The organism is Promineifilum sp. (SeqCode) (genome assembly GCF_041918635.1).
Taxonomy (GTDB): domain Bacteria; phylum Chloroflexota; class Anaerolineae; order Promineifilales; family Promineifilaceae; genus Promineifilum.
In genome coordinates this window covers 1-1,611 of the sequence record NZ_JAYRVJ010000548.1, presented here as the reverse complement: position 1 = coordinate 1,611, position 1,611 = coordinate 1, and the positions used below count along the sequence as shown (strand labels likewise).

1 protein-coding gene is annotated in these 1,611 nt (G+C 69.5%); it reads right to left on the bottom strand.

Annotation, left to right across the window (positions count from 1 at the left end):
- Positions 1-1,611, bottom strand: a 1,611-nt coding sequence (locus tag ACE3UY_RS16495; protein WP_374688586.1) for an SDR family NAD(P)-dependent oxidoreductase, incomplete at both ends; no start/stop codon positions are given.

Sequence of the window (1,611 nt, the reverse complement as noted above, 5' to 3'; positions counted from 1 at the left end):
GCCAGCGCCCGCGCCAGTTGGCCGAACGATTCGGTGCCCATGACGCCGGGCAGCAGGGGCGTGCCCTCCATCGCGTGGTCATAGAGGAACGGCTGCGCCTTCGGATCGAGGGTCGTTTCCACCTCCAGCCCGCCGTAGAGCTTGGCCGCCGTGACCCGACCGAGCATCAGCCATTGCGGCTGTTGCGCGGCCAGCCAGGCGTTGGCCTTCGCCACGTCGAGGCCGCCCGTCTCGTCCCACTCCTGCACGAGGATGCCCAGCTTGCCGCCGACGACGATCTCACCCCGGTAGGAACCGGCGACAAGTTCGCGGCGCACCGTGGGCACGCCGGCTGCGGGCGGCAGCATGTCGATGCCGGCCATCTCCATGATGCGGGGGATGGAGCCGCGCGTCGCCATGCCGATCTCGCCCCAGGCCGTCCAGTCGATGACGATGCCCTTGGTCTCCGGCCGCCACTGGCGCAGGCTGTTGGTCAGCTTACACAGCAGGTCGTTGGCTGCGCTGTAGTCGGTCTGGCCGTTGTTGCCGAAGCGCCCGGCGACCGAACTAAAGGCCACCGTCGCCCCGATGGGCAGCCCCTTGGCCGCGTTCAGCAGGCTGAAGAAGCCGTCGGCCTTGATGTCATAGACCAGACTGAACTGGTTGTAGTCCTTGTCGGGCAGCGAACGGCTGATCTCGACGCCCCCGGCGTGCACCAGCACGTCGATCCGGCCATATTGCTGCCGCACTTCCTCGACCACCGCGGCCAGCGCCGGGCCGTCGAGCAGGTTGACGCTGCGGTAGTGGGCCGCGCCGCCGGCCGCCTCGACCGCCTCGATGGCCCGCAGCGCCGCTTCCTGGCGCTCCACAGCCATGATCTGCTTGTCGATCTGCACCGGGGTCACCTTCTCGCCGGCCGCCTTGGCTTCGGCGATGAGGTGGCCCTTCAGCGCGTCCCGGCCCTGGCGGAAGAGGGCGATCTGCGGGTCGTCGCGCCGCGGCTCGGGGATGAGGTCGAGCAGGTAGAACGAGCCGCCGCTGGCCGCCGCCAGATCGCCGATGATGGCGCTGGTGATGCCGCCGGCCGCGCCGGTGACGAGGAACACGCTGTCCTTATCCAGCGTCAGCCCCTCGCCCCCGTCGGCCGCCGGCTCTTCGACCAGCGTGACGGTGTAGCGGTTGTCCTGGTAGTAGCCGACCTCGACCACGCCGGGGTCACTCAGCGTCTCGGCGATGAGGGCATCAGCCGGCCCGGCCGTCTTGCGGCCCGCCTCGAAGTCAACGACCTTGACCAGTGCGTCGCCGCGCTCGCGCTTGTACGCCTTGGTGAAGCCGCTGACCGCGCCGCCCAGCGGAGCCGTCGCGCCGTCGGGGCCATAGCCGTGCAGGCCGCCCAGCCGTGTGGCCGAGACGAGGAATGTGCCCGGCTCCTTCACGGCGTCGTAGAGCGTCCGCATCGTGATGTAAAGATTCTTGACGCGCGCCCGGTTGAGCTCGCGCCAAGTCGGCAAATCCATGTCCTGCACGTTCGGCTCCACGTCCAGCGCGGGCAGCCAGTAGACGCCCTGGATAGGCCCTTCGGCCAGCCAGGCGTGCAGTTCCAGTTCCAGCGCCTCGGCCGGGAGCGCCTCT